The following is a 21,678-nucleotide window of genomic DNA, read 5'->3' on the forward strand; positions in this document are numbered from 1 at the left end:
CACGACGGCCGATTTCGCGCGGCGCGTCACGCGCGTCGCGCGAAGATCGGCGCTGCATCAATCCCGCGAGATTTGGTTGCCGTCGATGCGTACGCGCTCGCCCGGCCGCAAATCGCCCGGCGTTTGCATATCGAACGAGCGCATCGTGCCGTCGCTCAACTGGATGTCCACGCGGTAGCCTGAAGGTTGTCCCATGTTTTGGCCGATCTGATTGCCGGCTACCGCACCGCCGAGCGCACCGATGACCGTCGCGGCATCGCGTCCGTGCCCACGGCCGATCTGATTGCCGAGCACCCCGCCCACTAATGCGCCGACCAGCGAACCGGCCACGCCCGATGGGCTCGTCGCGCCGCCGATCGGACGAATGTTCGTCACCGTACCGTATTGCGTGCCGTAATTGCCGGGTTGGACATACGCGGGCTGGGGCGGCGGCGTGTAGGCCGGTTGTGCATAGCTCGGCTCGCTGTAGCTCGGTTGGGCGTAGGTCGGTTGCGCGTACTGCGGCTGCGAACCGTACATGCCGTACGGTCCCGGTGCCACGCACCCCGTAAGCGAGAGCGTAGACGTCGCGACGAGAGCAACGAGCAAGGCGGACTGGATCAGCGTGGGCCGTTTCATGGGATTTCTCGGTATCGATAGAGCGCTTGCAAGGCGCAAACGAATCAGTTGCGGACCGGAGTATAGGGAAAGCGCAATCGACTGTACGCGGGCGCCGGGTAACAGTGTGTAAAGTCTGTTGCGGCGGGATGGGCCGGGCGATGTGCGGCCCATTATTTGATGTTTTTAAGCCGTGTTCGACTGCCGCCGGACACGCTGTGCGAATCGATCAGGACGTACCCCAGCGACGCAGCGACATGGCTTTTTTCACGCGCTCGATCGCCAAATCGGTCGCCGCATCGCGTGGCAATCGGCCGTGCGCCGTCGCGGCATCGAGCACCGCACGCGTGTTGTCGCGGACCTTATCGGCAATCGTGTCGAGCGCCGTGCGTTCGTCACCGCCATGGTATTCGACTGCCGCGCAAATCACGCCGCCGGCATTCGCAATGAAGTCCGGCACGCAGAGCACGCCATTCGTGTGAAGGTATTGCTCGGCTCCGAGCGTGAACGGAATGTTCGCCCCTTGAACGACTAAGCGCGTTTTCAGTCGTGCCACGTTCTCTTCGCGCACGACATCCGGCCGGGCCGCGGGAATCCAGATTTCGCACTCGACGTCGAGCACGGCTTCGCGCGCCGATTTTTCGCCGCCGGGATAGTCGAGCACCGACTTGCCTTCGGCTTTTACTCGATCGAGCAATGCGAGCTCCAAGCCGGCACGATCCACAACTGTGCCGGCGGAGTCCGCGGCCGCGACGACGACGGCGCCTTTGCGCGCGAGAAATCTTGCCGCGTGCCGTCCCACGGCGCCGTACCCTTGGATGACCACGCGTGCGCCGGCGAGCTCGACCTTGCAGTACGGCGCCGCGATTTCGGCCGCATGCGCGATGCCCCAGCCGGTCGCACCGATCTCGTCGAGTGGGATGCCGCCCAGTTCGCGCGGCAAGCCGACCGCGCGACCGATCTCATCATGGACCCACGCCATGCACGTTTCGTCGGTGCCCATGTCGGGTCCGAAGATGTAATCGCGAATGTCGGCGAGCGCGCCGGCGAGGCCTCGGATCAACCGCTCCTTGCCGTCGTGCGGCATCTTGGGATCGCCATAGAGAACGACTTTCCCTCCGCCGTGGGCGAGGCCCGCGGCCGCGTTCTTGAACGTCATTGCCCGCGCGAGGCGAAAGCACTCCTCGGTGCTGACGTCGGGCGCCATGCGCACGCCGCCGATCGCGGGACCGGCGGCGACGTTGTCGACGACGAGCGTTGCGCGCAGCCCGATCGCCCGGTTGTGCACATGAACGATCTTCGCGGGACCCAATTCGTCGGCGAAGCTGAAGACATCGTTGATCGCGGCCATTTTCCAAGTCTCGTCGAATGCCGAGCACCGACTGCCAACGGTCGATGCTCGGCTTGCTTCAAGCTTGGACGTTGCGAATCATTGCAGATTGATTCGGATCAAACGCGCGACGCCTTCGGTCATCCCATGCGATGCAACTCGCGTCTGAGGATTTTGCCGACCGTCGATTTCGGCAGCGCATCGACGAAGCGCACCAGCTTCGGCACTTTATAGGCGGCCAAGGCCGATCGGCAGTGTGCGAGAAGGGCGCTTTCGCTGACGTCGCTATTCGCCCTTCGAACCACGAATAGCTCGACGGCCTCGCCCGTTTTGGGATCGGGTGCGCCGATACATGCGCATTCGGCGACGCCTGCGAAGGCGGCGGCGACCGATTCGACTTCGTTCGGATAGACGTTAAAGCCCGACACGATGATCATGTCTTTCTTCCGATCGACGATCTTCAAAAAGCCCTGCGCGTTAAATACGCCGATATCGCCGGTCCTGAAATAGCCGTCGGCCGTGAACGCCTTGGCATTGGCCTCCGGTGCGTTCCAATACCCGGCCGTCACCTGCGGGCCTTTCACGCACACTTCGCCGCATGCGCCGATATCGACATCGTTATCCGCATCGTCGAGCAATTTGACGTCGGTGGAGGGCACGGGCAAACCCGTCGTTGCCGTGAATTCGTCGACGAACTGAGGGGTGAACGAAATCACGGGCGAGGTCTCCGATAAGCCATACCCCTCGCGGATAATCTTGCCCGTCGCTGCGTGCCAGCGTTCCGATACCACGCTCATCACCGCGGCGCCGCCGCCGGCCGATAGCTTCAAGCGCGACCAGTCCGTCGTGCCCATGCGCCCGTGCGATGCGAGCGTGGCATACAGCGTGTTCACGCCCGTCAAGATCGTCGGCCGCGCGGCATCGAGCACGTCGAACAAGGCTTCGACGTTGCGCGGATTCGCGACGAGCCAGTTTTCCGCGCCAATGGAGAAGTACGTGAGGAAGTTCACCGCCAACGCGAAGATGTGATAAAGCGGAATCGCGGTGACCACCACCTCGGCGCCCGGCTCGAGTGCGCCGGTCATGAATGCCTTGAATTGCTCGATATTCGCGATGAGATTGCGATGCGAGAGCGTCGCTCCCTTCGAGACACCCGTCGTGCCGCCCGTGTATTGCAGCAGCAATGCGTCGTTGCCACCTACGTCCGCCGGGTCGCACTCGAGCGTCTCGCCGCGCGCGATCGCTGCCGAGAGACTCACCGCGTTGCGTAGTGCCGCGCGATCCGCGTCGGTCGGGACCGGGCCGACGCCGCCGCAATCGCCCTGACCCACGGTCACCACTGTTTTTACGTTCGTGCTGTCGATGACGGCCGCGAGCGTCGCCGCCGATGCGTTGCATACGACGATCGATTCCACTCCGGCATCGTTCAGTTGATGCTGTAGCTCGCGCGTCGTATAGAGCGGGTTGACGCTCACGAGCACGCCGCCGATCTTCCAAACCGCGATGGCGGCAATCGGAAAGGCCAACAAGTTCGGCAGCATGACCGCGACACGATCGCCCGCTTTCACGCCCGCGACTTTTTGCAGATACGCCGCAAATGCGTGCGACATGCGATCGACATCCGCATACGTCAGCGTGGTACCGAATGCGTGGAATGCCGGCTTTGCGGCGAATTGCCGCATCGCTTGTCCCAAGACGGCGTTCAAGGACGAATGACGATCCGCGTCGATCTCGACGGGGATCGATCCGTACGATCGGGTCCAATGTCTCCTGCTCAATGTCGCTCCTTATGGGTTGGGTCGTACCGGCGGGGACCGAATGGCTGCCGCGGCCGAACGCTTGCGCATCGCTCGGTAGGCTCGGAGCCTTGAGCGCGCACCGCGTGGCGACTATCGCTCGCTTGCCGCGCGGTGCAAATGATCGACGTGGCCAAAACGATGATTGCAACGGACACGCGAGCCCGAGAGGGCGGCGCAAACGGCGAACGATCGAGCAGTGGCGACGATGAAATAAAGCGTGCGACGGCACACGGTCGGGAGTGCACCCTATGGTCGGCCGGCGTCCCGAGGTGCACAATGCGGCCCGGGACAATACGCATCATTTCGGACATGGAACGTGCCATCGCCACCGCCGTTTCTTCAGGCAACGGATCGAACGAAAAGCGCCGGGAGCGGTTGTCTCGGGAAGTCCCTGGCGTTCAATTGCGCGAGCATCGCTTTTCGCCTTCCAAGCTTGCGGCGCTCGTCGAGGTGGGTGTGGAGTTGGGGTTGGATGCGCGGGCTTTGCTCGAGGGGACCGGGCTCACGCCGGAAACGGTCGCGGATCCGTTTACGCTGACGTCGTCGATGCAATTTCTCGATGCCGCGCGCAATGCGGTTCGGCTCTATCCGAAGCCCGATCTCGGCGTACGGGTGGGGCGCCGGATGCATGTGTCGGGCTACGGTATGTACGGCTATGCCCTACTGTGCTCGGAGACGCTGCGACGGGCGTTCGATACCGCCGTCAAATACCATCAGCTCGCCAATCCGATGCTCGATATCCGCTGGGTGGAGCGGGACGACGCATTGGTCTGGATATTTCCCGAGCGCGGCGAGATTCTCTTGCCGGATCTGGATGTGCCGCTCTACGACTTCCTGATCGACTTGCAATTCACGGTGCACGTGATCTTGACCAAGGACATCATGGGCAGTTGGTGCGTGCCGGCGAGGGCGAGTTTTATGCGTGCCGAACCGCCGCACGCGGCCGCGCTCGCCGAAGCCTTGGAGTGTCCGCTCGCCTTCGATCAGCCGCAGAATCTGCTCAGCTATCCGGCGTCTTGGCTATCGCGCTCGCCACGGCTCGCCAATTCCATCACGGCCGCGCAGGTGTCTAGGCATTGCGCTCATCAACTCGAGCAATTGCGCTGGCAGGCGGGGATCACACGGCGTGTCTATCAAGAGTTGACGCGCACGCCGGGACAGTTTCCCGACATCGAACAAATCGCCGAATGCCTATGCATGACCTCGCGTACGCTGCGTCGCAAGCTCGAGGCCGAGGGCACTTCGTACAGCGAATTGTTCACGAGCGTACGCAAGGCGCTTGCGATCGACTATTTGACGACTACGTCGCTCGGTGTCGAGGACATCGCCCAGACCTTGGGGTTTAGCGATTCGGTCGGATTCCGTCATGCGTTCAAGCGCTGGACCGGCAAGACGCCAAGCGAGGTGCGGCGCAGCGGAGCCCTGGGGACGTACGACGCTATCGGCGCTCTTTGAGAAGTCGCCGCGCAAACAGGCGGCGGCGGGTGCTTTGCGGCTAGCGGTTCATTGGGGCGATGCATGACCCACCATCGGCACGATGGATACGATCAATAATGCCGCCATCGTCCAATTGAAGGTACGCAGCATCGTCGGCCCCGATAGGAATCGCCGCACGCCGAGACCGAATGCAGCCCATACGGTAATGCTCGGCAGATTGACGATCGCGAAGGCCACCGCTAAGAAAAGGGCGTTGACGAGTAGGTTGTCGTTGAGCCGGAATGCGGTTGCGCCGGTCACCGCCATCATCCATGCCTTCGGGTTGACCCATTGGAATGCGGCCGCTTGGAGGAACGTGAAGGGCCGCTCGTTCGATGCGCCGACGGACAACCCGCCCGATCGCGCGATCTTCCAAGCGAGATAGAGCAGATAGGCCGCGCTGATTGCTTCCATGACGGAGTACAACCGAGGGAATCGTGCGAAGACTTGTCCCAGTCCCAATGCGATGGCGATCAGCATGATGACGCAGCCGCAGGTGATTCCGAGCATGTGCGGCATCGTGCGGCGAAGACCGAAGTTCACGCCAGAGGCGAGCAGCATCGTGTTGTTCGGGCCAGGGGTGATCGACATGACCAGCGCGAACGTCATCGCGGCGGAAAGGGCGGCATAGGACAAAGTGGGCAGCATCGCTTCGTAGATCCGGCTGATGGGGTAGTCGAGACAGTCTACGTGCAGTGTGCGGAACAGTACCGGTACAGATTGCTAGTTAATTAGCGGTACGGAGCAGGGGTGAGGGTAGGTGGACTATTCGATCCCTACTGTTGTCCCCAAAAAAAGTCGGCAATATCGATAAGTCGTCCTTGAGCTTCGTATGAAAAGGATGTGACCTCGGCTGCCGAACCGTTTGATCGGCGTGCTGGTAACGCCACGCCGCTACGCATGGCATCCAATCGTTCGTGAGAACAGGTAACTCAGCGGCCAACACGGTATCGGCTCCATTCTGGCGCTACATCCGCGACGTGAATGCTGTTTGAAAACATACTGTTTAGTTGCCAAATTTCTCGTTTCTAGCATTACAGAGTCTTGCTTCCAGGCGCGCTGCGACCGCAGAGCTGCCGGCGATTGATCGTCACATTTCACGGGTTGCATTCACATCGAAATCACCTTCATATCCCCAAAAAAACTTAAGGTCTCTCGCAAGATATTCCTTTATGTAGGGTGTGCGGGCCGCATCTAAGATTTCGGAGTCTTTGGCGGTTATGAAGACAGTTGGGTTGTTCGACGTTTCGGCAAGTAGTGAGATTTTTAAGTCTGGTACGGTGTATGGGGGAGTGCTGAAGCTTCGAGTCTGCCTCAATATAAGATTTTTCGTGCGAGTAACGAATTGATCAATGTGCACCATCCGTTTTTCTTTGTCGTGGATGGCATTTTCTAGGAATTTTTTGTCTAGATTATCAAAGAATTCGACATTCAGGGCGTGAAGGTCGGTAAATTTCGACATGCCAGCCGAGAAGGCGTTCTTCGTAAGGTAGAGCACTCGAGAATTGTGATCACAGTTGTCTATCTTGTAGCTTGCGAGGGCGACCTGCTCTGATATTTCCTCGGCATCAATCGACTCACCATCGCCAAAATTAATGCCGACAAAATCACCCTCCGTAAGAGAAATCAAGTTGAATTGCGTAACCTCGTGCGCATCTCGTCTACGATACGCAGCCATTTCATAAGCCTGTGCCTTGATAAGTTGCATTGTCGCGCTATGCATGTCGCCGTCATGAAGTTTGCCTTTTTCGGTTAATGGGATCTGCTGGTGTGCAAAAACATCATATCGAGGAACGTCGAACCAGTCTGGCAAGCCCTGTGTTGTTATGAATTTGCAATAATCGGAAGACCATTTCCAATCTTGAAGAGAATGGTTTATTGATGGAGTGTTTGATGTGATCATAACGGGAAATAAATTTGTCCGATTTCTCTCCGTGGGGAACGGTCGACGCAAAAATCCCCAAACTGAATTTTTGGATTTCTTGCAGCTTATCAATATGACCGTTCTAACTTTAAATCTTCCAAGATTTTTTTCCTTGTGGGCGATAATATCCATCTCTCTCGGCCTCTTATCGTCTGAATCTAGGTAGTAGCGATTTGTGGTTACAAACCAACCCTCCGCTCTCAGTAGAGATGAGGTCCAGTGCTCAAGTGGATAGCCTGATAGTTTAATTTGATTTGCGATATTTTTGAGTTGCTCTTGGTCTATCATTATGTCCTCGATATATCGATTCTTAGAAATGACATATGTCATTGCTCTGTCAAACAAATGGGGCCATTTTTACCACTTCGACTGTGCGTCTGCGGCCTTGTTCGAGCGTAGTGGGGCAGCCGCAGCCAATCACGTCGGGCGGTAGCCCATCATTACCGGACGACCAAGATCGGCAACAGCATTTGGTCCACTGGCGCATGCGGGCGACGATGCGATTGTAGTCGCGTTGATGGAGATAGAGAACAGACCATAGCTGTCGATCTCCAGATACGCCGCCGCTTCGCAGCTTATTCGCTCGAGGCATTCAATCTTGCAAGATCACGCATAAGGTTAAACGCAATGTGGAGTTAGGATACGTTCGGGTGATATTTAGGAATAGTCCTAGGAAATTTTGGAGCCCCGTTCACGCATCCGCGGTGAGAACGTGGCAAAGTAGTGCCTGTTGAAAAAATCAAATAGGTGTGCCGGAACCGCTACGAGGGCCGACGGCACGCAAAACCTTGAGAGAGACCGTGGGTTTAGCTCTTACAATTCTTGTCCTCTTCGCCGCGGTGCTGCTGTGGCGATACTACGTCGCCTTCCAGGCATTGTCAGTAAGCAAGAAGGAAGCTGCCGATCTCGGTATGCGCTTCGAAACATTGCGAACTGCGAAGGCGGAAAACGATACCGCGAACGCAAATGAGATTGCCGATTTGCGAGTACAACTGGCGACAGCGACGGCGGATAGAGACTCGCTCTCCAAGTTTGTCGATATACGCGACACCGTGGTGGAGGCTGACCGCATCAGGTCCGAAGCGGCTCAAATCCTGCTTTTTGCTGAGAGCAAGTCCGCGGCGTCCGTTGTAGCTGCCGTGGAAGAGGCGACACGTTTGGTGGCAGAAGCGACGGCTGAAGCCAAGCAGAAGCGCGGCGAAGCGGAGCAGATGATTTCGCGCGCGAGCTCGCAAGCGGCGAAGGTTATCGACGACGCGCGTACCCGAGCAGAGGAAATCGGTGGTGATGCTCTCCGTGCGTTGAACGATGCCGACCGTCTGACAGCGACGGTGGAAGCTATGAAGAACATCATTGACGGCTACGGGGATTCGTACATGATTCCCAGCCACAGTTTGCTCGATGGCCTGGCTGAGACCTATTCGCATACGGAGGCTGGGAAGCGGCTTAAAGTTGCGCGTGATTATTCGAAATTAATGGCGGCACAGAAACGGGCTGCGGAGTGCGATTACGTGGAGAAAGTCCGCCGCGATACCGCTATCAGGTTTGTCGTTGACGCGTTTAATGGGAAGGTAGATTCCATCCTCTCGCGCGCTAAAGCGGACAACTTCGGCACGCTGCAACAGGAAATCAAGGATGCGGCCGCGCTGGTAAATCACAACGGCGCCGCATTTCGAAATGCTCGGATTTCAAAGGAGTATATCGACGCGCGCATTGACGAGCTGGTCTGGTCGGTACGGACGTACGAGCTACGCGAGCGTGAGAAGGAGGAGCAGCGGCAGATTCGTGAGCAGATGCGCGAGGAGGAAAAAGCTCGCCGTGAATATGAGCGTGCAATACGTGATGCTGCGAAGGAACAAGACTTGATTCGCCGGGCGATGGAAAAGGCGCAAAGTCAGATTGCACGAGCCACGGAAGAGCAGAAGGCGCAATTCGAGGCTCAGCTTGCCGAGCTCGAAGAAAAGTTACGACAAGCAGACGAGAAGAACCAACGTGCACTTTCGATGGCGCAGCAAACGAAAGCGGGGCACGTCTACATCATTTCCAACATCGGCTCGTTTGGCGAGCATGTTTACAAGGTTGGACTGACGCGCCGTCTTGAGCCGTTGGACCGCGTTCGAGAGCTTGGTGATGCGAGCGTGCCGTTTTCGTTTGATATCCACGCGATGATTTGGTCCGAGGATGCTCCCGCGCTCGAGAGGACGTTGCATCGCAAGTTCTTCGAGGCCCAGGTTAACAAGGTCAATCCGCGCAAGGAGTTCTTCCGCGTAGGCCTCGCGGATCTTAGGACAACTGTCGAGGACATGGGGCTGAACGTGTCATGGACGATGACGGCTGCCGCGGCGCAGTATCGCGAGAGTCTTGCAATTGCGCGTCAGATTGAGTCCGACCCGGAACAGCGCGATAAGTGGTTCAGGCAGCAAATGGCTTATGAGGCTGCGTTAGAGGAAGATGAGGATAGTGGGGTGGAGTCTGCGTCGATAGGCTGATTCCACGCTATCGTCCGGATGACCGATGTTACAGCGCCTACGGATTCTTTTCGTCGAATGAGGCTGTTTGCCGGCAAGTTCTGCCCGAGATACACCGACTGAGGCGGGCATGCTCTAAGGACGATTTTTCTGCGAATTCCCTTGTCGAGGACACTTTTTCTGAGGCGAGGAGCGTACGCCTCTTTCAGAAAAGATGGCCATGATCGTTGATCTGTCTGCGGGCGCAAAGTTCTCTTTTTCGAGAGGCCATAGCCATCCTCTCTCCCTCCACTTCCTTTCTCATTCAAGCAAAGCGCTAAGCCCCGCCTCGGCCGCCTTGGCGACTTTAACGAGCCGCGCTTCCGTCATCCCTTCGCGCGCACTGCCGGACAGGCCCGACAGCGTGGTCGATACGTAGTCCGTCACCACATCGGCACGGCGCGGATGCGATTTCGCAACGAACGCGCGCACCTGTTCACGGCGCCGTTGCGCCACCTCGCGCGCGAGTACGGCGCTTTCGCTCTCGGCATTGCCGCGCGCGGCTTCGAGCACGAGGCAGCCGGTGCGCTCGGGATCGCGCGCGTAGGTGCGCGCCGCCCGTTCGAGCAGGTCAGCGAGCGCCTCCACCGGCGGTCGTCCCGCCACGAGAATGCCGGCCAGCGCCAGTTGCGTACCGGCGTACCGTTCGAGCACACGTTGGAAGAACGCCGCTTTACTGCCGAACGCCGCGTAAAAACTCGGTGGCGTGATGCCGAGCTCGGTCGTCAGCGCACTGAGCCCGACCGCGTCGTAACCCGATTCGTGGAACATGCGCTGGCCGATCGCCAAGGCGGCTTCAGGGTCGAACGTGCGCGGCCGGCCACGCCCCGGCCTCGGCGCACTCTCTAATTTAGTGGTCACTATAAAAATTCCTTGCGATGCTGTTTCTCGAAATATATAGTGATCGCTATTTTAACTCAAGCGAAACCGTGAACGGGAGCGACGAGCGTGTCGTCATCCGCTGGCGGACGGCGCTTTGATGGGGAAAGAGAATGGACGTTGGCTTTATCGGATTGGGGGCGATGGGCAAGGCGATGGCGCGGAATCTCGCTGTGGCCGGTCACGCTGTCAGGGCCTGGAACCGTTCGGGCGGCGCGATCGAAGGCGTCACGATGGTGGACACCCCGGCGCAAGCATTCGAAAGCGATGCCGTGTTTACGATGCTGTCGGACGACGCGGCGATACGCTCGGTCGTCCTTGCGCCCGGCGCATTGGACGAGGCTCGGGCCGGGGCGGTCCATATCGTCGCGTCGACCATTTCGGTGGCCTTCGCGAGCGAACTCGTCGCAGCGCATGAAAAGGCCGGCGTCGGCTTTGTTTCCGCGCCCGTACTGGGCCGGCCCGACGTCGCGGCGAAGGGGGAACTGAACGTGCTCGCCGGCGGCGATCCCGCGGCAGTCGAAAGGATCCGGCCGCTGCTCGAAGTCATCGGCGGCAGGATCTGGGACATGGGTCCTCACGCGCCGGCCGCGAACGCCGCCAAGATCGCATGCAACATGATGATCTCGATGGCGATCGAAGCGATGGCCGAAGCTGTCGTGCTGACGGAGGCCAATGGACTCTCGCGCGATAGATTTTTCGATCTGATTCTCGGCACGTTGTTCGGCAGCCGCTCGTATCAGGTTTATTCGGCGAACATCGCGAACGGCAACTACGAGCCCGGCTTCAAGGCAATGCTGGGATTGAAAGACCTCCGCCTCGCATCGGAAGTCGCTGCCGATATGGGCCGCGCTTTACCGATGCTCGCAGCGGTGCATGGCCGAATGGCGGAAGCGGTCGAAGCCGGGCTGGGCGATCGCGACTGGTCGGTCATGGCCGAATTGACCATCGGCGCGAGCCGGCCCGCACCGAATCAATGAGTGCGGTCACTGTCTTTTTCGCAAAGGTAGCGTTCGCCCGCTATCTCCGGCTCCAGCCCTTCGCGCGAAATCAAATGATCGAGCCGGGTGATTTCGCTATTGCCTGGGGCCAGCGAGCATAGGGCGGCAATCGCCTCGCTGGGCAACGTATCGCGCGTCGATTTGCGCAGAACGAGCGTGGCGGCGTCGGTGCCGCGCAGGAGACCCGACGGCTCGTGCAGTTCGCGAATCGCATGCTGCCAATGCAGGTATTGGGGCTGCCATAAGGGCACGACGCACCAGCGTCGGTCCCGCACTGCATCCTCGAACGCCGCGGCGCATTGTTCGAGCGTCCCGTTCTCGAATCGATAGCCGTAGCGCTCGAGATCGTAAGCGGCGACGATTTCTCGCGAAAAGCGCGAGATGCCGGCGCCCGGGCCGATGCCTTGAATGAGTTTGGTCATGCGCGCGGCAACGTCGGGTCGCTTGAGATCCGCCACGCTCGATACGGCATCGGCCGGCACGTAATCGGGAACGCCCCACAGCGCATAGGGCGTGTAGAGGACGCAAAGCGGATCGAATTCGTTGGCAATCGAGTCGAAATAGACGCCATGGCTACCCGGTAGCCATGCGGAGCAAAGCATGTCCGCCTCGCCGCTCTTTAATAGCTCGAAGGCGGCTTCATGCGGACGGCGAATTTCTTCGACCCGGATGCCGTGACGCGCCAGAACGGCCCGAACAATGCCGGCGGCAGCGTGATGGAAGGAAAGATCGATCGTGGCGAGTTTGACGATGGGTTCGATGTGGGACATGGCAGTGGCATGGGCAAAAAAGACGTTTCAAGAACGGCACATGCCCATCTTGCGACCGCTAGCGCGATCGAACCAGTCGCCGGAACAGCGTTCAGTTTCAATGCACGGAAGAAAATCGCCGCCTCGCTTGTCAGCGTATAGCCGATGGCCGCCCCGAGCGGCCGGGGCTGAAAAGCGGCTAGTGCGAATGGCGGTGATGAATGTCGGGGTAGTGGGCGTGCGTGTGCGTGACGGTCGAGTGCCGATGGGAATGCGTATGCGGCTCGGTGCCGTCCCACTCGAAGTCGTGCTCGTGTCGGTGGTGTTCGTCGTGCCGATGCCGATGGGTGTGCGCCAACGGTTCGTGCGTATGCGTGTGCTCGTGGCGCTCGCGCAAGTGCAGTCCCACGCCGATTGCCATCAACGCTGCGGCGCACCAGAAGACGATCGGCGGCATCGCCGGCCATAGGACGAGCGACAGTGCCACGCCGAACAGCGGCGCCACGGAAAAATACGCGCCCGTGCGTGCGGTGCCGAGATTGCGTAGCGCGACGACGAACAGCACGAGGCTGACGCCATAACCGGCGAATCCCGTGGCCATCGCGGCGGCCGCCTGGCCCGCGCTTGGCAGGGCCGCGCCCGTCAAATGAGCGATCGAGAGATTGACGGGCCCAGCGACGAGTCCCTTTAGACAGGCGATCACCATCGCATCGTTGGTCGATACCTTGCGCGTCAGGTTGTTGTCGATGGCCCAACACAGGCAAGCGCCGGCAACGAGCAGGGCGCCCACGGGAACCCCGGCCGCACCGCCTGTCCACGACAGCAATACGCCGCCCGCCACGATCGCCACCATGCCGAGGAAAACTTGTATGTCCACGTTCTCGCGGAATACCACCCACGCAATGACCGCGGTGAATACGCCTTCGAGATTGAGCAGCAGCGAACCGGTGGCGGCAGGCGTGCTCGCCAATCCCAGCATGAGCAGCGCAGGACCGGCTACGCCCCCCGCGACGATGGCGCCGGCAAGCCATGCGATTTCACTTCGGTGAACGCGTGTCTCATCGTGCTGCGTCGGCTTTTGGCGTAGGAGTCGCCGCACGGCAATCGTCAGAGCGAGGCCGACGCCGCTGCCGAGATAAAAGAGCCCCGCCAGCATGAATGGCGATAGCGCCCCGAGCAAAAGCTTCGCTAACGGGGTCGTTGCACCGAATAGAGCGGCCGCGAGCAAAGCGGTGAGGGCGGCATTGAATCTGACTTGCATGGCGTCTTCGATCGATTTCTTACATTCCCGGATCTTGCGGGGCAAGCCGGGTGCGGGGCAGGCCCGAGCCGAGCGCCAAGGCAAGCCCGGTACGTGCCTCGGCTAGGGCTCGCTCGAAATTGTAGACGTCGCGGCGCCGTGTCAGTGCGGTCATCTCGACTTCGATTAGCGCGCGCCGATCGAGGGTCCCTGCATTGAACGCCTGCCTGGCTCGGGCGGCTTGCGTGTCGGCGCTTGTCGCGTCGTCGCGCGCCATATCGAGCGACGCGGCGATCTGCCGGCTGCGCGCGACAAGCGCGAGGATCTGCGTATCGACTTCGTCGAGACGGCTCTGATACTGCTCGTAAAGCACGCGCCGCGTGGCTTGCGTTCGCGCAATTTGGCCTTGGTTGCGGTCGAAGATCGGCAAGTCGAACGTGACCGTCGGGCCGCCCGATCGAACGTCGGAGGTATCGGAACTCCACGAACCGCCGAGGACGAGCGCGGGAAATTGTCCGAGGATTGCGGCGCGTACGTTCTCATCGGCGCTGCGATATCCCAACCGAAGGGCAATCAAGTCGGGACGGCGCTCGGCCACCGCCGCGATTTGCGCGTCGAGATCGGGCGGCAGGGCCGGCGGTTGGGGCCGCGCGAGGGCGAAGCGCGCGTTCGGCGTCATGCCCAGCAGCGCGTCGAGGTCCGCCCAGTTCTTCAGCGTGGACAGACGCGAGGACGAAATCGATTGCTCGAGCGCCGCTTTCGACGCCAGTAGGGGCGCAAGATCCGATTGGCTCATCTCGCCGGCGTCGACTTCCTTTTGTACGCGCGAAGCGGTCTGCTCGATGGCATCGAGCGCCGCTTCGCTGCTTTGCTCCGAGCGCCCGTCCCAATACAAATCCACGGCTAAAAGCCGGGCCTTTTGGGCAACCTGCCATTCTTTCCAAAGCAACTCGGCGTCGATTTGCGACACGTGCGCCTGTGCCGCCGCCACGCGTCGGCGATAGGTCAGGATCGATTTGACGTCTTGCGTCAGCGACGCGCTAAACGCGTCCGTCGTCCCCTCGCCGCCGAGTAAAGCCGCGTAGGTCAAACCGATCGAAGGATTCGGCAGCGTTTTGCTTTGCGTGAGATCCGCTTGTGCGAGCGCGAACTCGCCGCGCTCAGTGCGTAGCTCCGGATCGTTCAATACCGCGAGCAAGCCGATATCGTCGACGCTCAGCGGCTTGCCGACGTCGATGTCATGGCGCGTAGCGCTCGCAGGCAGCGTGTGCCTCACGTTGCCGATTCGATCGACGAGGCGAGCATGATCGGGGAGCGGAAGCGGATGATAGGACGCACATCCGCTCATAGCGAGCATGGTGGCAACGAGGCTTCGGCGTAGCGAGCGCTTCATCATTCCCGACGACTCGAATCTGCTCGCCGTCCATTTGAGCGAATGCGTGGCCATCGCTTTCATGGCGGCGTTTCCCGTGCGGCGAGGCGGGCGATTTGATTGCGGCGCCAGTGCAGATAAAGCGCCGGTATCAGATTGGTGCTGCGTACCGCACTCCATAGCAAGCCGCCGAGGATGACGACCGCGAGCCCTTGTTCGGGGGCCGCGCCTTGCCCTAGACCGAGTGCCGTCGGCAACATCCCGAGCGTGGCCGTGACGGCGGTCAACACGATCGGGCGAAAGCGGACGCCGATCGCTTCGCGTACGGCTTCCTCCACGGGCATTCCCGCCGTTTCGTTATGCCGTACGCGATCAAGCAGCACGATGCTATGGCGAAGACCTATACCGATCAGCGTCAGAAAGCCGATCATGCCCGTTGCGTTGAGCCCCACGCCGCTGATGACGAGCGCGATCGTGCCGCCTGTCAGTGCCAGCGGAATTTCGAGCAACAAAATGGCCGGAATCAGCAAGCCGTCGAATTGCAGCAGCAAGATGCCGATCATGATGGCGAATGCGGTCAGCGTCGCGAGCGCAAGACCGAGCGCGGCCTGCTCGATCTGCGCGGCCAGTCCCCCGAATTCGATCCGGTAGCCGGGAGGCAGAGGCAAGCCTTCGAGTGCGTGTCGCGCAGCAGCATCGGTGCTGCCTAACGGACCGTTCGGCGTAGCAAGGATGTCGAGCGCGCGGGCTCCGGCCACGTGCTGCATTTGATTAGGCGTACTGACGAGCGTGAGGCGCGCCAGTTGCGACAACGGCGTCCACCCGTTCGACGTGCGGATCGGCAGGGCGCCGAGCTCGTCGAGGCCGCGCTGGGGCGCGTCCGCGAGACGAAGATAGAGATCGAGCGGCACGTTGCCGTCGGGCACGCGCGTGACGACTTCTCCATTGACGAGCGCATCGAGCTGCGCATAGAGCGCGGCCGGCGTCATGCCGTTCGCGCCCAGCGCCTGCGTGTCGGGCTCGATTTGCAGTTGCGTGACCGGATAGCCGTCGTTATCGAAGACGTCGCTCAAAGCCGAAATATGCCGCAATCTTGCTGCGATTTCTTGCGAGAGGGCGCGCAGCCGCGCGACGCTCGTGCCGAAGACGTGGATCACGAAAGGCTGCGGCAAACCCGATAGGCTTTCGCCGACGCGCTCGATCGTCGGCGTATCGATCGCCAGTTGCACGCCGGGCAACTGCGACGCCCGTTGAATGCGTTCGCCGATCGCATCGAGCGCATTCACGCTCACGCCGGGCTTGAGCACGACTTGGATTTCGCCGGCATAGGCCGGTTCGGTGTACGAGGTCGACGCCGACGAGCCGATACGGGCGGACACGTGCGCGACGGTGCGCTCATGCAGCAACCGTTGGGAAATCGTGCCGACAGCTGCGCGTGCATCGAGCAGTGAGCTGCCGGGCGGCAATGTGAATGATTCGAGCAGCACGCCTTCGTTGGGTAGCGGCAGGAAGTTGACCGGTACGAGTACGAGAGCGGCGAGACTGAGCAGCAGCACCGCGAACGTGATCGCAAGACTTGCGCGAGGCGCGCGCGACACCCAGACGAAGAGCCGTTCATTGGCTGCCTGTAGGCGTTGCAGCAGACGACGGCCGCTGCTCGTGCCGGCGGCCGACCTTGCGTTCAGAAAGCCGAGACTAAGCGGCGTGAGCGTCAACGAAACGAGCAACGACGCGAGCAGCGCCAGAATCATCGCAAGCGAGAACGGGATGAAAAAGAGGCCGACCAACCCGCCGACGAATAGCAACGGCATGTAGATCGCGACATTCGTCAACGTGCCCGTGACGTCCGGGATCGCGATCGCCTTCAAGCCGTTCCAGACGCCGGCCCAATGCGCGTCGCCGCTTTCCCACCGGTGATAGATGCTTTCGAGGACGATGATCGCGTCGTCCGCGAGCAGCCCGACCGCGACGGTCAATGCCCCGAGCGTCATCAGGTTTAGGTCTTGTCCGAACGCGTGCAGGGCGGCGATGCCGAGCGCGAGCGAGAGCGGGATGCTCAGGGCCAGCGTCACGATCCCGCGCCCGGCGCCGAGCACCCAAAACAGCACGAGAACGGCGAGCACGGCGCCGATCAAAAGATTACGGCCAAGATCGGCCCCGACGAGCCGCACGACGTGACCTTGGCTATAGGTGCTCACCCAGCTCACGCCGGACGGCAATTGCGACAGGCTCGCATCGAGCGTCGCTTGCACGGCTCGCGTCACCGCGAGCGTGGAGGCGCCCGGTTGCTTGATGATGGTCAAAGCGACGCTCGGGCGTCCATCGAGCGCGACGGCGTTATGGGTCGGCTCCGGAGACCGCACGACTTTCGCGAGCGCGCCGAGCGGCACGGGGCCGCTCGAGGTCGTCACCGGAATGCGTTCGAGTTCGCCGACGTGCACGGGCAAATTGCGCGCTTCGATCAGTACGTCGTTGTGGCCCATCGTCACGAAACCCGCCGGCTCCAGCAGCACTTGAGCCTGCACGGCCTGGGCGAGCGCGGTTACCGGAACGCCGTAGCGTTGCATGGCGCCGAGATCGGGCTGAATCCAGAGCGCTTCGTCGCCGGCCCCATAGACATGCACGAATTGAACGCCGGGGATGGCGCGCAGCGCGGGCACGATGTTCGCCCTCAAATCGCGCTGGACTTGCGCAGGTGCGACATCGGCGGGAATACGCGCAGCGTAGTCGGCCACTTCGTTGATGGCATTCCCCATGATCTCGGCGACGGGATCGATCTGCGCCGGAAGCTCGGCACGCGCTCGATCGATGGCGCCATTTACCGCTTGCAGATCGATTTGCGCGTTGCTTCCTTCCCGGAACCGTACGTCGATTTGGACGGTGCCGTTGCCCATCACCGAACGCACGCTGCCGATATTCGTCAAGGTCAGGATCTGGCTTTCCAGCGGATTGACCACGAGCCGTTCGAGTTCGGTCGCCGTCGTACCGGGGAGATGGGCCGTTACGCCGATCTGCGGAAAATCGAACTGAGGCAGCACTTCCACCGGCATGCGGACGAACGCGTAGGCCGCATAGATCAGCACCGCGCCGAGTACCAGCACCCAGAGCACCGGGCGCCGCAATACGCGCGGTATCGAAACATCGCGGTCCATGGGTCAGTCGGGCGGTTGGTAGGTTTGGGCGATATCGCGGTGGTATTCGAGGAAGGCGTCCTGGGCGACGACTTCTTCGCCCGGCCGCAGTCCGGAGACGATGCCGGTCTGCCACCCGTGCGCTTGACCCGGCACCACGCGGCGCGGCTGGTCGCCCTTCGGCGTATGAACGAGCACCCACCATTGGCCGCGATCGAGAATCAACGCGGCTGTCGGCACCATGACATAAGCGGTCGAAGGGCCGTCGAGCGTCACGCTACCCCACTGGCCGGCGATCCAATCGGTCCGAGACGTTGCGGCGAGACCGACTTGAACGCCGCCGTCCGTTGCGGCGGCGGGTGCGATGGCCACGAGCTTGACGGGGACGACGGCGTTGCCTCCCGCCAACTCGATTTGGCCCGTCATGCCGATGCGCAGCGCCGACGCGTCCGCGCCGTAGTACTTCGCGCGAACCCATAGCGGTCCGTTCGGCTGGATCGTCAGCAGCGTCTGCCCAGTTTGGGCCTGTTCGCCGTCGGCCGACTGCACCGAGATGACCGAGCCCGCGGTAGGGGCCTTGATCGTTTGTTGGTTGCGCGCTTCGTCCAACCGCGTTTGCGCCGTTTCTGCCGAGGCGCGTGCGGCGGCCAGTTCGCTCGATGCGCTATCAACCGCCTGCCGGGTCGTCAATTGCAATGCGAGGTGCGATCGGGCGACGGTAAGCGCATGCGTGGCGGCGTCGAGCTTTGCTTTCGCGCTTTGCAGTGAGGTCTCGCGCTCGGTCAACAGCGCTCGCATTTGCGGGCCGTTCAAGCGGGCGAGCACCTCGCCTGCTTGCACGCGACTGCCCGGCGCGACGTGCAGCTCGCTGAGTGTGCCGGCCTCCACGGTGCGAACGTTGACGATCGACGTGGGCTCGACCTGACCGTATGCACTGAACTGAACGGGCAGCGTTTGCTGGTGGACGATCACCGTCGTACCCGAACTGCCGGCATGTACCGGCAGCGCATACGACAAGATAGTCAAGGGGAGTGCGGCGAGCACCGCCGCAATGCATGCTAGGCGACGTGGGTAGCGAGTCAGGATGTCCATGCGAGCAACTCGCGCATGATGGGGTCGCCGTAGTACGCGCCAAGTGCCGCTGCAAGCAGCAACAGGCCGGCGAAAGGCGCCCCGTACCATGCACGCTCCGACGTATTCGATGCGGGCGAAGCCGACAATGGAGCGAGCAAGCGGGCGATACGCCTTTGAAGTGCGTTGCGACTGCCGACGAGCCGCGCTTGTGCGAGCGCCGCCTGCCTACCCGGTTCCGCGTTCGCCGCATGTAGCGCGTTCGTGTGACGCAGCGTGGCGAGCAATGCCGCTGCTAGCGCCTCGCCCGACACGCCATGCCGGCGCGCTTCATCGTCACGCGCATATTCGAGCGCCTCGAGCCATGCCTCGAAGCGCACGCCCGCGCCGGGCCAGGGCCACTGCAAGTCGGTCGCAAACTGCGCGAGCCAGATTCGCAGCGGATCGCGATGGCGTGCGTGCGCCTGCTCGTGTTGCCAAGCTGCTTCGAGCGCGGCGTCGTCCAACGTCTTCGCAAGGAACGGCGAGAATACGACCTTCGGTCGCAAGAGCCCGGCCGTGCAGACGCCGGCTTGCGAGGGGTCGCGCGCGAGCGCCCACAGCGCGCGCGCCGTTGCGCGAGCGAAGACGACGGCGAACGGCAGGCAGGCGGCGATCAGTACCCATCGATTGACGCGATCGGCTACCGGATCGGGCTCGCGAAGCGCCCAGCCGCATAGCCAAGCCGCCGTCAATAAGGCCGGAGCGACAGGAAGCAAGAGGCGTATCCAAGCCTGACGTTCGGCGCTCGTTGGGTTCGAGCGCGGCGCGGCGATGGCAAGCGGTTGGAGCGCGATACCGCCGAGTACGAGCATCAGCAACGTCAATAACGATTCACGTTCCATCGCTGCGACTCCTTTTGGCACGGATCGCCTGCTCGAGTTCTTCGAGGAGGACCGGGTCGATTTCGCCGACGGCATCGACGAGCGTCGCAACGGCGGCACGCGGTGTGGTACCGAGAAAGCGAGTGACGAGTTGTCGTGCCCGGGCGCGCTCCACATCGATACGATCGACGGCGGGACGATAGACGAATCCGCCTGCAATGCGCTCGCGCGTGATGAGCCCTTTTTCCCGCAAGCGGTCGACGACCTTCGCCGTGGTGGTATAGACGCGGCCCGCCGGCGCGCCGAGGCGTTCGTGCAGGGCACGTACCGAAGCGGTGCCAAGCTCCCAGAGCACGGTCAATGCCGCATACTCGAGGTCGTCGGCAGGTAGACGGTATCGATTCATTTGGCTACATTACGACGGCTGTCGTAGCCGCGTCAAGCGCGGATTTTCGAGGGATAGCGCCGGCGCCTCCATGGCGTCGGTCCGTTCGAACCGTATTCGTGGAAGGTGGGAAGCGAATGAGTACAAATTCGCGGGCCGGTGTCCTGCGGCAGATACCCAGCAGTGTTTGGATACTCGGTTGCGTCAGCCTGCTCATGGACGTCTCGTCCGAAATGATCCATAGCCTTTTGCCGATGTTTCTGATGACGAGCCTCGGTGCGAGCGCCGCCACCATCGGGATCATCGAGGGCGTGGCCGAGGCCACCGCACCTATCGTCAAGCTGTTTTCGGGGGCGTTGAGCGACTATCTGCACAACCGCAAATGGCTCGCGGTGACTGGCTATGCGATGGGCGCACTCAGCAAGCCGCTGTTCGCGATCGCACCGACGATCGGCGTCGTCGCTACCGCGCGCATCGTGGATCGCATCGGTAAAGGCATTCGCGGCGCGCCGCGCGATGCGCTCGTTGCCGACGTCACGCCTTCGCATTTACGTGGGGCGGCCTTCGGATTGCGGCAATCGCTCGACACCGTGGGCGCGTTCTTGGGGCCGCTGTTGGGCGTGACGGTCATGCTGGCTTGGCGCGATAACTTCCGGCTCGCATTCTGGCTCGCCTTGATTCCCGGGTTGCTGTCTGTGGCCGTACTGGCATTGGGAATCAGAGAGCCACGGCGCGAGGGAGAGCGCACGCGCGGCAATCCGATTCGCTGGAATAGCATCAAGCAATTGAGCCGTTCCTACTGGTGGGTCGTGGCGGTCGGCGCGTCTTTTTCGCTCGCGCGCTTTAGCGAAGCGTTCATCGTCTTGCGAGCCATGAAGAGCGGCGTTCCGATCGCGCTGGTCCCCCTCGTGATGGTCGCCATGAACGTCGTCTATGCGTTATCCGCGTATCCGTTCGGTAAGCTCGCCGATCAGATGAGCCATAACCGATTGCTGGTGGCGGGGCTGATCCTGCTGATCGCATCGGACGTCGTATTGGCGCACGGCGTGCATTGGACGGTTGTCGTCGCCGGCGTGGTGCTCTGGGGACTGCACATGGGTATGACGCAGGGATTGCTCGCGGCGATGGTCGCGCATACCGCGCCTGCTCAACTGCGCGGGACCGCGTTCGGCTTTTTCAATTTGTTGAGCGGCGTGGTCACGGTGGCCTCGAGCGTCATCGCCGGAGCATTGTGGGATCGTGTCGGCGCAGCGGCGACGTTCTATGCGGGCGCGGCCTTCGGCATGACTACGCTGTTGCTGCTTGCGACCGCCGGCCGGCTTCGCATCGCCAAACATTGAGCCCGCTTTACCGC

At 61.5% G+C, this 21,678-nt stretch carries 18 protein-coding genes; 5 read left to right on the forward strand and 13 right to left on the reverse strand.

Going from position 1 to position 21,678, the window contains the following annotated elements; genetic code table 11:
* Nucleotides 1-57: 57 nt before the first annotated feature.
* The 3 genes from AB1286_RS22595 to AB1286_RS22605 all read right to left on the reverse strand — a co-directional run bounded on the left by AB1286_RS22595 (nucleotide 58) and on the right by AB1286_RS22605 (nucleotide 3,705).
* Complete coding sequence (locus AB1286_RS22595) at nucleotides 58-618, reverse strand: glycine zipper 2TM domain-containing protein (protein ID WP_430365482.1); 561 nt, start codon at nucleotides 616-618, stop codon at nucleotides 58-60.
* A 208-nt stretch (nucleotides 619-826) separates the two neighbouring features.
* Nucleotides 827-1,948: a Glu/Leu/Phe/Val family dehydrogenase gene (locus AB1286_RS22600; RefSeq protein ID WP_430365483.1), complete on the reverse strand. Its 1,122-nt coding sequence runs from the start codon at nucleotides 1,946-1,948 to the stop codon at nucleotides 827-829.
* A 119-nt stretch (nucleotides 1,949-2,067) separates the two neighbouring features.
* Nucleotides 2,068-3,705 (reverse strand): AMP-binding protein, encoded by a 1,638-nt coding sequence (locus tag AB1286_RS22605; RefSeq protein WP_430365484.1) that lies wholly within the window; start codon nucleotides 3,703-3,705, stop codon nucleotides 2,068-2,070.
* Between the two features lie 330 nt (nucleotides 3,706-4,035).
* On the opposite strand from AB1286_RS22605, the gene AB1286_RS22610 reads away from it, so the two are divergent.
* Nucleotides 4,036-5,181, forward strand: a complete 1,146-nt coding sequence (locus tag AB1286_RS22610) for an AraC family transcriptional regulator (RefSeq protein ID WP_430365485.1) — start codon at nucleotides 4,036-4,038, stop codon at nucleotides 5,179-5,181.
* Between the two features lie 48 nt (nucleotides 5,182-5,229).
* Here the strand turns inward: AB1286_RS22610 and AB1286_RS22615 are convergent, their stop codons facing one another.
* Both AB1286_RS22615 and AB1286_RS22620 read right to left on the reverse strand, forming a co-directional pair.
* Nucleotides 5,230-5,847, reverse strand: coding sequence for a LysE family translocator (locus AB1286_RS22615; RefSeq protein ID WP_430367283.1), 618 nt, complete (start codon nucleotides 5,845-5,847; stop codon nucleotides 5,230-5,232).
* A 445-nt stretch (nucleotides 5,848-6,292) separates the two neighbouring features.
* On the reverse strand, nucleotides 6,293-7,414 hold the full coding sequence (locus AB1286_RS22620) for a hypothetical protein (RefSeq protein ID WP_430365486.1): 1,122 nt from the start codon (nucleotides 7,412-7,414) through the stop codon (nucleotides 6,293-6,295).
* A gap of 512 nt (nucleotides 7,415-7,926) precedes the next feature.
* On the opposite strand from AB1286_RS22620, the gene AB1286_RS22625 reads away from it, so the two are divergent.
* Complete coding sequence (locus tag AB1286_RS22625; RefSeq protein ID WP_430365487.1) at nucleotides 7,927-9,615, forward strand: DUF4041 domain-containing protein; 1,689 nt, start codon at nucleotides 7,927-7,929, stop codon at nucleotides 9,613-9,615.
* A 279-nt stretch (nucleotides 9,616-9,894) separates the two neighbouring features.
* Here AB1286_RS22625 and AB1286_RS22630 read toward each other — a convergent pair whose 3' ends face one another.
* Nucleotides 9,895-10,494 carry a TetR/AcrR family transcriptional regulator gene (locus tag AB1286_RS22630; protein WP_430365488.1) on the reverse strand — a complete coding sequence of 200 codons (600 nt, stop codon included), beginning with the start codon at nucleotides 10,492-10,494 and terminating at the stop codon, nucleotides 9,895-9,897.
* Between the two features lie 131 nt (nucleotides 10,495-10,625).
* Between AB1286_RS22630 and AB1286_RS22635 the strand changes: the two genes are divergently transcribed.
* A complete protein-coding gene (locus tag AB1286_RS22635) occupies nucleotides 10,626-11,492 on the forward strand; it encodes an NAD(P)-dependent oxidoreductase (protein WP_430365489.1) in 867 nt (288 codons plus the stop codon).
* Here AB1286_RS22635 and AB1286_RS22640 read toward each other — a convergent pair.
* Entirely contained in the window at nucleotides 11,486-12,274 is a 789-nt protein-coding gene (locus AB1286_RS22640; RefSeq protein WP_430367284.1) for a glycine betaine ABC transporter substrate-binding protein, read from the reverse strand. The genes AB1286_RS22635 and AB1286_RS22640 overlap by 7 nt on opposite strands.
* On the opposite strand from AB1286_RS22640, the gene AB1286_RS22645 reads away from it, so the two are divergent.
* The gene (locus AB1286_RS22645; protein WP_430367390.1) at nucleotides 12,155-12,424 is read left to right on the forward strand and encodes a hypothetical protein; all 270 of its coding nucleotides are present in this window, start codon (nucleotides 12,155-12,157) and stop codon (nucleotides 12,422-12,424) included. The genes AB1286_RS22640 and AB1286_RS22645 overlap by 120 nt on opposite strands.
* A gap of 37 nt (nucleotides 12,425-12,461) precedes the next feature.
* Here the strand turns inward: AB1286_RS22645 and AB1286_RS22650 are convergent, their stop codons facing one another.
* The 6 genes from AB1286_RS22650 to AB1286_RS22675 are packed head-to-tail and all read right to left on the reverse strand — an operon-like array spanning nucleotide 12,462 to nucleotide 20,345.
* On the reverse strand, nucleotides 12,462-13,523 hold the full coding sequence (locus AB1286_RS22650) for a DMT family transporter (RefSeq protein ID WP_430365490.1): 1,062 nt from the start codon (nucleotides 13,521-13,523) through the stop codon (nucleotides 12,462-12,464).
* A 19-nt stretch (nucleotides 13,524-13,542) separates the two neighbouring features.
* Nucleotides 13,543-14,958: a TolC family protein gene (locus AB1286_RS22655; RefSeq protein ID WP_430365491.1), complete on the reverse strand. Its 1,416-nt coding sequence runs from the start codon at nucleotides 14,956-14,958 to the stop codon at nucleotides 13,543-13,545.
* Entirely contained in the window at nucleotides 14,955-18,026 is a 3,072-nt protein-coding gene (locus AB1286_RS22660) for an efflux RND transporter permease subunit (RefSeq protein WP_430365492.1), read from the reverse strand. The genes AB1286_RS22655 and AB1286_RS22660 overlap by 4 nt, the downstream gene beginning before the upstream one ends.
* Before the next feature lie 3 nt (nucleotides 18,027-18,029).
* Nucleotides 18,030-19,097, reverse strand: coding sequence for an efflux RND transporter periplasmic adaptor subunit (locus AB1286_RS22665; protein ID WP_430365493.1), 1,068 nt, complete (start codon nucleotides 19,095-19,097; stop codon nucleotides 18,030-18,032).
* The gene (locus AB1286_RS22670; RefSeq protein ID WP_430365494.1) at nucleotides 19,085-19,960 is read right to left on the reverse strand and encodes a hypothetical protein; all 876 of its coding nucleotides are present in this window, start codon (nucleotides 19,958-19,960) and stop codon (nucleotides 19,085-19,087) included. The genes AB1286_RS22665 and AB1286_RS22670 overlap by 13 nt, the downstream gene beginning before the upstream one ends.
* Nucleotides 19,950-20,345 carry a BlaI/MecI/CopY family transcriptional regulator gene (locus tag AB1286_RS22675; protein ID WP_430365495.1) on the reverse strand — a complete coding sequence of 132 codons (396 nt, stop codon included), beginning with the start codon at nucleotides 20,343-20,345 and terminating at the stop codon, nucleotides 19,950-19,952. The genes AB1286_RS22670 and AB1286_RS22675 overlap by 11 nt, the downstream gene beginning before the upstream one ends.
* Before the next feature lie 116 nt (nucleotides 20,346-20,461).
* Between AB1286_RS22675 and AB1286_RS22680 the strand changes: the two genes are divergently transcribed.
* Nucleotides 20,462-21,664 carry an MFS transporter gene (locus tag AB1286_RS22680; RefSeq protein WP_430365496.1) on the forward strand — a complete coding sequence of 401 codons (1,203 nt, stop codon included), beginning with the start codon at nucleotides 20,462-20,464 and terminating at the stop codon, nucleotides 21,662-21,664.
* The last annotated feature ends 14 nt before the right edge of the window (nucleotides 21,665-21,678 follow it).

The organism is Trinickia sp. NRRL B-1857, assembly GCF_050470685.1.
In the GTDB taxonomy this organism is placed as follows: Bacteria; Pseudomonadota; Gammaproteobacteria; order Burkholderiales; family Burkholderiaceae; genus Trinickia.